Raw genomic sequence first — 11,366 nt, 5'->3', positions numbered from 1 at the left:
CATAACTTTGGCATGATGCGAATTTATTTTTATCTTGCATGCGTCATATTTGATTCTTCTGAAGCTGAAGTATCCACCTCTGCAGCCTTTACATTATTGCGTCCACTCTCTTTGGCACGATATAACGCGCCATCTGCATTCGCAACCAACTGATCGAAACTTGGTACTGCCTCACTCCAAGTCGCCACCCCAAAGCTGGCTGTGACTTTGAACATATGCCCATTAAACTCCCTTGGCTTATGTGCCAAGTAAAGTCGGAGCCGCTCTGCAATATGCAAGGCAACATCGTGCTCCACATTGGGTAATACGGCGAGGAACTCTTCCCCACCAATTCTGGCAAGAATATCTTTTTCGCGCATTTGCTGTTTGCTGGAAGAAGCAACCCAACGAAGAACATCATCGCCAGTCGCATGGCCATACTGGTCATTAATCGACTTAAACAAGTCAATATCAAAAATGATCACTGACATCGTGATCCCTTTTGAACGAAGCTCTTTGAAAAGTTTTTCTGCTTTTGTGTAAATAAAGCGCCGATTATGAAGTTCAGTCAAAGAGTCTGTTTCAGCAAGGACCGCCAACAACCTTCTCGATCGACGCTGACGAAGGATCACGTACATAAAAAAGCAGGTTGTCATTGCAAAAAAGGTGACGACCATCCATTGAAGACGACGCTGCCACTGCGCTTCTTTTAACCTTAAACGCTGGATGGCGTTGTCTTGTTCCAATATCTTGTTTTCGGTTTCCCGTCTTTCCGTATCAAATTTGATCTTTAATTTTTCAACATGACGTTTTGTATCTTTATTGTGTGCTTTCACATAAAGCTCAAAATATTTCTGCTGCGCCTTATATGCCTCTTCCCACTCCCCTAGCTGTGCTTGTAGTTTCGCTGTTAGACTCTGAATATTGAGAATAAGATTTTGCACATTTTGAAAGTCTTCCTTTTCTGTCATCACTTTTGCTTTATTCAGCTCCATGACAGCATGTTCGATTTGTCCAAGATTTTTTAGAATTTGTGCTTTTTGAATGAAATGAAATGTTCTGAAGTAATATTCCTGCACATGCTTTAAGTAAACTTCTGCTTCATCAATGTAACTGAGCGCAACTTCTTCTTTCCCTTTCACCAAAAATATCTCAGCGAGACCTGCATAGGAGAAATAAAGGTTTGCTTTATTTTCTGATAACTTAGAACGCTGTAACATTTGGTCATAGTAGAAAGCTGCTTGCTGAAAGTCTTTCATTTCGGTGTAAGTTGCAGCCAGGTTATACAGAGAAGTGATTTCTTCCTCAAGATTGTCCACTTCCTTTGCTAACTCCAATGATTTCTTATGCAACATCAATGATTGCTCATCGTCTCCCAAATAACTATATAGGTTACCGAGTGAGCTTAAAATGGTGCCTGTTAATTCAGGATCATCCAAATCCAAAGACATTTTGTATGCTTTCTTTAAATGCTCCAGTGCATCGGCATATTTATTTTTATCCGCATAATAACTTCCGATAAATGAGTGGCCTTCAGCAATGAGTTGTTTCAAGTCAAGCGCTTTTGCTAACTGGATGGCCTCTGTATAATGCTTCAATGCCTCAGCATGATTGCCAATCAATTCATTAGAAAAACCAAGTTGGTATAGTAACTTTGCTCGAATGGGGAGTTGCTTCGCTTCAACATATTGAATCCCTCTCTTGGCACACTCAAATTGCTTTTTAAAGTCTCGTGCATCGCCATAGAAACCACATAGCATGTTGTAAAATGAAGCTTTCTCTAGAGCATTACCATCCCTTAACACCTTTTCTTCTCTGGAACGTAAATATCGGATCGCTTCTTGGGCATCAGAAGAAGCATAGGACTCAGATTTTTTGATCAGGTCTAACATGAAAGAACTCAAAGTAAGTTCTTCTGCCAAGATAGAAAATGTTGTAAAGCTTAAGTAAAGCACTAAAACGGAGCAAATCCGTTGTAACATCAGGCTTTATGCTCCATATGATTTTGGTATTGCATTGTTTGCCGCCAATTATGTCTTTTTCTTGCGTCGAAGAAAAGCGAAAGATGAGGGCATACTTATCTTTCATCCATAACGCTGTTACTGAAATATAAATACGTCTCAGGCTGCGAAAGCCGATAATTCATCCTAAAATTGTAGACCGTACCTTGAAAAAGAGCATTTTGTGATTTCATGCAATCAAATGCGGTAAATTTTAAAATTCAAAGTCATAATGAATACGAGGCCAGTACGTGCCAACAATTGATAAACAATCATAAAACCCTAACAGGAAATATCGGAATATCGAATGAAGCGTATTCTAAAGACGCTATCAACATGCTTATTACTCATCACATTGATGCATACTCCGGTATTTGCAGCACCCAAAGTCCAATTTACAACCGATGATCTAACCTCTGCTTTTATATATAAGATATCCAAGTTTGTGATATGGCCAAAAAATGCCTTTCAATCTGATACTGAAAGACTCCAGGTCTGTTTTTTGAGCCATCAACCGAAAAAGCTTGCCCGACATTTCGAAAAGTTTATTGGAGATAAAAAAGTTCAGAACCATTTATTCTCTGTCTATGATGTTTCTGGACGTGATCCTGTCAAACAACTCATTGAGTCAGCACAAAGGTGCCATATTATCTACAGCTTAGATGCACTCCAAAAGGATAAATTGCTCCTGATCAAGAAAAATTATTCATCATCACTCATTATGGGTACAGGAGAGACGTTCCTACGAAATGGCGGAATGCTAAGCCTCATTAAAGTCAGTAAAAAGTTTAAAATTTATATTAATCCAATTTCCTTAAAACAGAGTCGTATCAAACTAGAAACTCGCTTATTATCCGTTGCAAAAGCAATTTAAGAAAACTGGATCTCGCGAGCTTTTAGACATTTCATTCATGACACGCTAGAATTCCGCACCCAAACGAGTTATTTCTGGTGTTCTCATGTTGTTGGAGTTTACATGTTATTGAATTACGATCCGCCAAAAGATCCTTACCTCGATATTCTTCACATTGATAATGATCTGATCGTATTGAATAAACCAAGTGGGTTGCTTACAGTTCCTGGAAAAGATCCTGCCCATCGAGACTCTCTCGAAAAGCGTGTGCAAACAGTTTACCCAACTGCAACGATTGTCCATCGATTAGATATGGCAACATCAGGGATTCTCATCATGGCACTCAATAAAGCGACACACAGGGATTTAAGTCGTCAATTCCAAGAACGATTGACTCAAAAGCGCTATATCGCTCGTATTTTTGGACGACTTCCCACGTCAAGTGGACAAGTCGATCTGCCACTCATTTGTGATTGGCCAAACCGCCCTAAACAAAAAGTCGATCATGAAGTCGGAAAACCATCACAAACTTTTTGGCAGGTTTTAGAGACTGAGTCAGAAGTCACACGCGTTGCTTTAACACCAATAACAGGTCGTTCTCATCAATTGCGAGTTCACATGCTCAGCCTTGATACACCGATATTAGGCGACCGTCTTTATGCACACGAGAAAGCCAAATCAATGGCTACTCGCCTCCAACTCCATGCAGAAATGTTGCAAGTCACGCATCCTATCACTGAGAAAGAGATGCGCTTTTTCTCACCTTGCCCTTTCTAAAGGGCCTTTATCTTTTTACTGAGAACATGCACATTTTGCATAAAGAGCTGTCTTTCCTGACTCAGATAAGAAGGCAGCTTGAACACCATTTTCCTGTATTTGCATCAATTCTGAATCACTGAGACCAACCACATCTTGCGCAATTTGATATTCATCTAATAGTTCAATCCCTTCAACTGCAGGGTCATCCGTGTTTAGTGTGACCGTTAAACCTTGCTTTAAAAATTCTCGAATCGGATGAGACGCGATGGATGGCACAGTATTCGTTTGCAAATTTGATGTTAAGCACACTTCTAAAACGATGTCATTCCTTACCATTTCTTCCATTAGTGCAGGGTCATGAATCGCATTAATCCCATGCCCAATACGTGTTGCTCCAAGAACATCAATGGCATGCTTTACACTATGAGGTCCATCGGCTTCTCCTGCATGAATGGTAATGTTGAGGCCTTCATCTCTCGCTTTTTGAAAATGAGAAACAAATAACTCTCCTGGAAAATCTTTTTCGTTACCAGCCAGGTCTAATGCAACAATATTGTCTTTATGGGTTAGCAAAGCATCTAGCTCTTGGGAACAATGTTCAACACCATGTGTTCTACAGAGTATTCCGATTAAGTTCGTTTGGACATCAAAGTCACGCTCCCCGGCTTTTACACCATCAATCACCGCCTCAACAACACCTTCCATTGGCAAGTGATGCGTCATCGCCATGACATAAGGGGAAAACCTTAGCTCTGCATAGTCGATATGCGCTCGCTTTAAGTCTTCTACATTTTCATACGCTACTCGACGACATGCCTCTAGATCTCCAAGAACTTTCAACCCCAAATCCAGCTTCTCAATAAACGCCATTAAGTCGGGCTGAGGCTCCATGACTTGAACAAAAGGACGCAGCGACTCGAGAGTATTTGCAGGTAGGTCTACTGAAAAAGATTGACCTAAAGCAAGTATGGTTTCAGCTCGAATATTTCCGTCTAAGTGTCGATGTAAATCAACAAGAGGTTTCTGATTACGCAATGTCATACTCCTGTTTATGAAAGTCGGATGTACTCCTATACACAAATTCAAGATGTGACGACACGTATTGGTGACTCAAGAAAACAAACACCAATGATAAGTATACAATCCAATTTGAAAATAGAAGTATTGTGGTGTTTCCGGTTCAATCACAACCAATTGTTGGCTTCACCAGAAAAATTTGCGGGATTCTATCACTGTGAGGACCGAAGAATCAACAGCCCGATTGGGCTGTTGATTGGAGCGTTCGCATTTACGATTGAAAGAGTGATTCGATCGATAAGCCTTCGTGAGTCACGATTTCTTTCAGGCGCCTAAGCGCCTCAACTTGGATCTGGCGGACACGTTCTCGTGTCAAACCAATCTCTTTTCCAACGTCTTCCAGCGTGGATGGCTCATATCCAAGTAAGCCAAAACGCCTTGCCAGAACTTCACGCTGTTTGGGATTTAATTCTTCAAGCCAATGAACAATATTGAGCTTGATATCCTGGTCCTGTAAACGGTTTTCAGGTCCAGTACCACGTTCATCAGCAATGACGTCAAGTAATGCTTTGTCATTTTCTCCGCCGATCGGTGTATCGACTGAACTGATTTTTTCATTAAGCCGCAGCATCTTACTCACTTCATCGACCGGTTTATCTAGTCGCTCAGCGATTTCTTCCGCGGTCGGCTCATGATCAAGCTTTTGTGCAAGCTCTCTAGCCGTTCTGAGGTAAACATTGAGTTCCTTCACCACATGAATCGGTAAACGAATTGTCCGGGTTTGATTCATAATCGCCCGTTCAATGGTTTGTCGGATCCACCAGGTTGCATATGTTGAAAAGCGAAATCCACGTTCCGGATCGAACTTTTCAACTGCACGGATTAACCCAAGATTACCTTCTTCGATCAAATCGAGCAGCGCAAGCCCCCGATTGTTATACCGCCTCGCGATTTTCACCACGAGTCTGAGGTTACTTTCGATCATCCTTTTTCTTGCCGACTCATCCCCTTTGAGCGCATTACGTGCATAGAAAACTTCTTCTTCTGCGGTGAGTAGTGGTGAGAACCCTATCTCACTGAGATAGAGTTGTGTCGCATCGAGTGTCCGTTGTACATCATCCTTGTTGAATAAATCCTCCTCCGCTTGCGACTCCTCTTCTTCAGCTGAATTCTCTTCGATAACGAGTGTTTCCTCAGAATCACTCTCGACTTCGATTTCAGCCACTTGGCTTTCTGCGTTTTTGTGACCCATACGCTGTCTCCCAATCAGACCCAATAAAAGCTGCTACTGCGCACCTTCCTTCCCCCTAAGCCGATTGTTTGTCTTACGTCGTTACCGCTTCGGTAAGTATTTTTCGGGGTTTACAGATTTACCGCGATACCGCACTTCAAAACGCAGTTTCACGCTGTCCGTACCCGTCTTCCCCATTTCGGCGATAAGCTGCCCTGCCTTTACGTATTCCCTTTCTTTCACCAGAATCCGATCATTATGTGCATAAGCACTCAGATAATCCTCATTGTGCTTAATAATCACCAGATTCCCATATCCTCTCAAAGCACTTCCGGCATAAACCACTTTACCCCCAGCCGCTGCTACGACGTTCATCCCTTTTCTTCCTACAATATCAATTCCTTTATAACCCTGCGCTGCGGACGAAAACTTCCGCGTTATCTTTCCACCGACGGGCCATTTCCAGCCTCTAATTTTATTTGAAAACTTTTTCTTTTCTGTGACCTTTAATTGGTTATTTTTTGTGTCACGCTTTCGACCATACTCCTCTTGGGTACGCCTGACAACTGTTTTATTCACTTTATTGGTTGGACCAGTTGATTTTTTCACCTGGTTTGATGAACTTTTATTCTGCTTTTGAGGTCTATTTTGACTTGCCTTTACTGTACCTGTAAGCTTCAACAGCTGCCCTGAGTAAATCACATAATCCTTTGATATATTGTTAATTTTTGCAAGGTAACGATAGTCTTGCCCAGCCCGCCAAGCAATTGCATACAGAGTTTCTCCCTTCTTGACCTTGTACCACTTCCTATCCTTAAATGAATTTTTTTTGTTCGTCAGGTACTTTTTCTTTGTCGTTTGTATTTTCGTCTTTTCAATCGAAGTCACAGGAGCGGGAGATTTTCGCTGTGCACAACCACCCAGCCCCATGAGCAAGATGAGCAAGATGAGCACAGCGACGAATTTTATATTGAGATACAATGGACGATACATCAGCCTGAAAGTATTTATTTATAGTTTGGTGTAAAGGTATGCGCCGATTGCGAGAATCACAACGCCCCAGCCAATCACATCAACCCAATCACGTAATTTCTCCTGAAACTTCTCTCCTCCGAGGCGCATCAAGCCAGCAACCAAAAAGAATCTAAGCCCCCGGCTAACAAGTGAAGCAATAACAAATGGAAAGAAAGCCAGTTGCATCATCCCTGCTGTCACTGTAAACAACTTATAGGGAATTGGAGAGAATCCCGCGAGAAACACAATCCACACCCCATACTCACGAAACCAGCTTTCCATTTCTGCCAACTTAGACTGATAACCAAACATCTCAATAACTGGTAATACAGCAACATCATAGAGAAAGTAACCCAGCGCATAACCAACAATACCACCAATTAACGAACCAATTGTTGTTGAAAGTGCGTAAAACCACGCCTTCTTCGGTTGAGATAAGCACATCGGTGCTAACATCACATCAGGCGGAATTGGAAAAATAACCGATTCCGCAAAACTTAATAGAGGTAAGAGATACGCTGCATACTTATGTTTTGCCCATTCCAGCGTTTTATCGTATAACGCAGAAAATAATTTCATTCGATTTCCCCTGGAACCAAAGGCACAAAGCGAACAGCTTCATGTCGGCTCTCAATATATTTATCCCCCTGTCGTTCAATCACGATCAGGTACTGCTCTGTCTGACCTACTGGACAAATTAGGACGCCACCATCTTTTAATTGATGTAACAATGCTTCAGGAAGACGCTCAGCTGCTGCTGTGACAATAATTCCATCATAAGGCGCTTTGGAAGGCCATCCCTCCCAACCATCTCCATGACGCATTTTTACATTATGAAGATCCAGTTTTTGTAATCGACGCTTTGCCTGCCATTGCAGGCTTTTGATTCGTTCTACCGAATATAGTTCATCAACAACCTGCGCAAGAATCGCGGCTTGGTAACCAGAGCCAGTACCTATTTCAAGAACTTTACTTACATTTTTTTGTAAAAGAAGCTCCGTCATTTTTGCCACAATATAGGGCTGGGATATTGTCTGACCTAAACCAATCGGTAACGCGGTATTCTCATAAGCTCGATGTGCAAGAATTGGATCCATGAATATATGTCGTGGTGTACGCATCATGGCAGTCAACACTTTCTCATTGCGGATCCCATCTGTTGCCAGACGTTGGATCAACTGTTCAGCACTACGACGATAAGAACTTAACATCACAGGAACTGTCCCTCACTTAACCAATCCTTCAGTTGTTCAATACTGTGATACGCTGTCATATCGACAGTAATTGGTGTTACAGAAGCTTTATTATTTGCAATGGCATGAAAATCTGTGCCTTCACCAGCATCCATTTCCTGACCAAGAGAGCCATACCAAAAAACATCTCTTCCCCAAGGATCTGTCTGCCGTTGCATCGTATCCGCTTTATGGCGCCGTCCAAGACGGGTTACTTCAATACCTTTGAGTGCTTCAAATGGAATATCTGGCACATTAATGTTGAGTATTTGATCTGCTGGGAGTGGATGTGCTTTTAGCCTTTTCAGCACATTCATCACAACGAGTGCTGCGGTATCATAGTGCTTTTGTTGCTTTCCATTTAAAGAAACAGCAATCGCAGGAAGACCTAGGTGTCTTCCTTCTGTCGCAGCAGCTACAGTACCAGAGTAGATAACATCATCACCAAGATTTGGCCCATTATTAATACCGGAAACAACAAGATCTGGTGGCGCTTCCATCAATTGATTAATCGCAAGATGAACACAGTCGGTCGGCGTCCCATTCACAGCATGAAAGCCATTTTCCAATTGTTCCGCTCTGAGTGGATTTAATAAGGTCAAACTATTACTCGCACCACTACAGTTACGATCTGGTGCAACAGTAAATACCGAAGCAATCTCACTCAAATGTTTTTGAAGGACGATGATTCCTTCTGCGTTTACACCATCATCATTACTGAGCAGAATATTCATATTGTTATCTACCTTTGAGGTCAAAAATAAACCAACTCCCGGATCACCGCTGTTGCATATGCGCCACTTGGTAAAAAGAAACGTAAAGTCATCGAACGATTTCCCTCGTCGATGTCCCACTGCATTCCCTCTGGTTTGAGCAACATTCCTCGTCTTTCCGACTTTACATCAAGATCGACAAGCGCATCAGCCCAAGGCTGCCATTCTGCAATACTTGCTTGCTCAAATGCGAATGCATCCTCTTCACTGGACGGGTTTCCTTTTCCTACAAGCGGTGCAGAAAGCTGAATATCTCCAGATGCTAAACGTGACTGAATCTCCTCATCGACAGATGACGAGAAAAAAGAGCGACTCCCAGAAAGTAAAAATGCATCACCATTCATCGGCATCATTCCTTGTTGACTCAGCCGAGTCGAGACGATTCGATTAAAAATCAAAGAACGAGCACTCGATATGATCAAACCTTTGAGTTTTTTATCTCGGATCCGCTCGCCTTCAACCATTCTCTGAAATAAACCAAGGTTATTCCCATCATGACCGAATCTCTGCAACCCAAAGTAATTGGGAACACCTTGCTTTTGAACTTGCTCACAACGTGACTGAACATTCTCAATATCAGACACCTCTTTTAATGTCACAATAAAGCGATTACCCAGCAGGCAGCCTGTTCTCAATTTTTTATTGTGTCGCTGCACTTTCAATATACGGATCGTTTCAGTTGAAAAATCAGTCCAATCCAGTTCTTTTTTAATCGGGACTGGAACACTAAACCACTGACGGGTGATCCCATGACGGTCTTTCAATCCTGCATAGCTAACTTCCCTTGGCTTTACATCAGCATAAGACGCTATTTTTTTTGCAACGAATTGTGTATTTTCACCTTGCTTTTCAATAAGAAGACAAACGTGTTCCCCTTCACCCGTCAACTCAAAGCCCAAGACCTCTTCAACAATAAAATCTTCATCTTGCTGCTTAAATAATGCTTTCGTGGTCGGCTCACCATGTAGATAGGCGAGTTGATGCCAGGCGACATCTAACATGACTTTTTCTCCAATAAAACGACGGCATGGCAGGCAATGCCTTCTTTTCTTCCGGTAAACCCGAGTTTTTCTGTCGTTGTTGCTTTAATATTGAGTTGACTCACATCAACTTGAAAATCTTCCGCCAAGATTTGCTTCATTTGTGGAATATGAGGTGCCATCTTTGGTGACTGAGCCACGATTGTGCAATCTAAATTACCAAGAGTGTAACCAGCGTTAGACACTTGCTTTATCACATCTCTGAACAAGACTCGCGAATCAATGTTTTCATAGATCGCATCTGTATCCGGAAAGTGTGTGCCAATATCACCTTTCCCAATCGCACCGAGTAACGCATCACAAATCGCATGCAGTAATACATCTCCATCAGAATGCGCAATAAAACCCTGAGTATATTCAATTTTTACACCACCCAGGACTATCGGACCTTCTCCACCAAATTTGTGGACATCAAAACCATGACCGATTCGCATCATGTCTATTTTACCTCTTGTAACGACTGTGCCAGCTTGAATTCAGTGAAGAGTATATCTTCAGGCTGAGTTACTTTGATATTATCTGCACGTCCTTCAATCAATTGAACAGGCTGCTCTAGACGTTCAATCACGCTGGCTTCATCTGTCATGATGGCATCCTTTGTAATGGCCTGTTCATAAGCGGCTATGAGTCTACTGCGCTGAAACATCTGAGGCGTTAGTGCATGCCATAGTGACTCACGTGGGACTGTTTCAGCAATCAAAGATTGATGTTGGTGTGAGCGTTTCATCGTATCTCTCACACGGGTCGCGAGGATCCCCCCCATATTGTGTTGCAAACAACTTTGAATTAAAGACTGAATGTCATTCGGATCAACCAAAGGTCTTGCAGCATCATGAACCAGCGCCCACTCTGATTCATCGGGCAGATGTTTGAGTCCTGCTAAGACTGAGTCTGCTCGCTCGTCACCACCAACACATGTCAAGATTTTCGGATGTGAAGCGAAGGGAAGTTGCTTAAAATGAATATCATCGGGATGCAGAACAACAACGATATGCGTTATTAAAGGGACTCGAAGTAGTTTATCCAGTGTCCACTCAATAATTGTTTTTTGGTGAATCGTTAAATATTGTTTTGGAATTTCAGCGCCCATGCGCTTTCCGATGCCTGCGGCTGGTACAACCGCACCGATCGCTTTGGGACTTTTATTGTTCATGCTTTTTATTCGTTGTAATAATCCGGTAAAAAGTTTCTCCTTCCTGGATCAATCCTAATTCGTTGCGCGCCCTTTCTTCGATGGATTCCATCCCTTTTTTCAAATCGGACACATCAGCCATTAGCATTTTATTCCGTTCAATCAATGATTGGTTGATTGATTCCTGCTGTTCGATATGTCTTCTTTTTTCCCACAATTGGAAAACGCCATTGTGTCCCCACCAAAGCTTATATTGTACAAGGCACAAGACGATTGTAAGCACGAAGGCTAAGCATTTCATAGTTGATTGACTTGTTCCATCACGAACACAATCTG

The 11,366-nt window shown here is 42.2% G+C and carries 13 protein-coding genes; 2 read left to right on the top strand and 11 right to left on the bottom strand.

The genetic code is table 11. From position 1 onward, the window contains the following. Nucleotides 1–29: 29 nt before the first annotated feature. A complete protein-coding gene (locus C505_RS0109375; protein WP_018692350.1) occupies nt 30–1,871 on the bottom strand; it encodes a GGDEF domain-containing protein in 1,842 nt (613 codons plus the stop codon). Between the two features lie 415 nt (nt 1,872–2,286). On the opposite strand from C505_RS0109375, the gene C505_RS0109365 reads away from it, so the two are divergent. Both C505_RS0109365 and rluA read left to right on the top strand, forming a co-directional pair. After that, a complete protein-coding gene (locus C505_RS0109365; protein ID WP_018692348.1) occupies nt 2,287–2,853 on the top strand; it encodes a YfiR family protein in 567 nt (188 codons plus the stop codon). Nucleotides 2,854–2,955: 102 nt separating this feature from the next. Then, complete coding sequence (rluA, locus tag C505_RS0109360) at nt 2,956–3,609, top strand: bifunctional tRNA pseudouridine(32) synthase/23S rRNA pseudouridine(746) synthase RluA (RefSeq protein WP_018692347.1); 654 nt, start codon at nt 2,956–2,958, stop codon at nt 3,607–3,609. 15 nt (nt 3,610–3,624) lie between these two features. Here rluA and add read toward each other — a convergent pair whose 3' ends face one another. From add to ftsB, 10 genes are all read right to left on the bottom strand, one after another. Next, nucleotides 3,625–4,632 carry an adenosine deaminase gene (add, locus tag C505_RS0109355; RefSeq protein WP_018692346.1) on the bottom strand — a complete coding sequence of 336 codons (1,008 nt, stop codon included), beginning with the start codon at nt 4,630–4,632 and terminating at the stop codon, nt 3,625–3,627. 247 nt (nt 4,633–4,879) lie between these two features. Continuing rightward, a complete protein-coding gene (rpoS, locus tag C505_RS0109350; protein ID WP_018692345.1) occupies nt 4,880–5,860 on the bottom strand; it encodes an RNA polymerase sigma factor RpoS in 981 nt (326 codons plus the stop codon). An 81-nt stretch (nt 5,861–5,941) separates the two neighbouring features. After that, a complete protein-coding gene (locus tag C505_RS0109345; protein WP_407636616.1) occupies nt 5,942–6,769 on the bottom strand; it encodes a peptidoglycan DD-metalloendopeptidase family protein in 828 nt (275 codons plus the stop codon). An 81-nt stretch (nt 6,770–6,850) separates the two neighbouring features. Continuing rightward, nucleotides 6,851–7,432, bottom strand: a complete 582-nt coding sequence (locus tag C505_RS0109340; protein ID WP_018692343.1) for a YqaA family protein — start codon at nt 7,430–7,432, stop codon at nt 6,851–6,853. Continuing rightward, nucleotides 7,429–8,064 carry a protein-L-isoaspartate(D-aspartate) O-methyltransferase gene (locus C505_RS0109335; protein ID WP_018692342.1) on the bottom strand — a complete coding sequence of 212 codons (636 nt, stop codon included), beginning with the start codon at nt 8,062–8,064 and terminating at the stop codon, nt 7,429–7,431. Before C505_RS0109335 ends, C505_RS0109340 begins: the two co-directional genes overlap by 4 nt. After that, nucleotides 8,064–8,819, bottom strand: a complete 756-nt coding sequence (gene surE, locus C505_RS0109330; protein ID WP_018692341.1) for a 5'/3'-nucleotidase SurE — start codon at nt 8,817–8,819, stop codon at nt 8,064–8,066. The genes C505_RS0109335 and surE overlap by 1 nt, the downstream gene beginning before the upstream one ends. A gap of 20 nt (nt 8,820–8,839) precedes the next feature. After that, complete coding sequence (gene truD, locus C505_RS0109325; RefSeq protein WP_018692340.1) at nt 8,840–9,859, bottom strand: tRNA pseudouridine(13) synthase TruD; 1,020 nt, start codon at nt 9,857–9,859, stop codon at nt 8,840–8,842. Beyond that, complete coding sequence (gene ispF / locus C505_RS0109320) at nt 9,853–10,332, bottom strand: 2-C-methyl-D-erythritol 2,4-cyclodiphosphate synthase (RefSeq protein WP_281167123.1); 480 nt, start codon at nt 10,330–10,332, stop codon at nt 9,853–9,855. The genes truD and ispF overlap by 7 nt, the downstream gene beginning before the upstream one ends. A gap of 5 nt (nt 10,333–10,337) precedes the next feature. Next, a complete protein-coding gene (ispD, locus tag C505_RS0109315) occupies nt 10,338–11,051 on the bottom strand; it encodes a 2-C-methyl-D-erythritol 4-phosphate cytidylyltransferase (RefSeq protein ID WP_018692338.1) in 714 nt (237 codons plus the stop codon). Beyond that, complete coding sequence (gene ftsB / locus C505_RS0109310; protein ID WP_245556346.1) at nt 11,041–11,313, bottom strand: cell division protein FtsB; 273 nt, start codon at nt 11,311–11,313, stop codon at nt 11,041–11,043. Before ftsB ends, ispD begins: the two co-directional genes overlap by 11 nt. Nucleotides 11,314–11,366: the final 53 nt, after the last annotated feature.

The sequence above is a fragment of the Algicola sagamiensis DSM 14643 genome, assembly GCF_000374485.1.
GTDB classification, from domain to species: domain Bacteria; phylum Pseudomonadota; class Gammaproteobacteria; order Enterobacterales; family Alteromonadaceae; genus Algicola; species Algicola sagamiensis.
Note: the sequence above shows the minus strand (reverse complement) of the source record. Positions and strands in the feature narration are given on the sequence as shown.